This window comes from Clostridium neuense (genome assembly GCF_045310695.1).
GTDB lineage: Bacteria > Bacillota > Clostridia > Clostridiales > Clostridiaceae > Clostridium_S > Clostridium_S neuense.
In genome coordinates, this window is the sequence record NZ_JBJIAA010000068.1 from 1 (window position 1) to 253 (window position 253).

1 pseudogene is annotated in these 253 nt (G+C 36.8%); it reads left to right on the plus strand.

From position 1 onward, the window contains the following. A pseudogene (locus ACJDT4_RS23405) lies at positions 1-144 on the plus strand (IS200/IS605 family transposase); the annotation flags it as partial. Between the last annotated feature and the right edge of the window lie 109 nt (positions 145-253).

Here is a 253-nt window from a genome sequence, read left to right on the forward strand (position 1 = left end):
TGGTGTCGAGGTTTTTATGTTGATACAGTAGGAAAAAATAAGAAAGCAATAGAGGAATATATAAGAAATCAACAAAAGGAAGATATGATCGCTGACCAAATAAGTATAAAGGAGTATATGGACCCTTTTAAGGGTGGCAAGTAATGTAAATTGCGGCTGGCGAGATTTTTAAGATGCCTTAAGGCATAATGCTGGTAATGTGCCCTTATAGGGCTTAAGGAAAAACCACCAGCTAAGCTGGTGGATATTTATT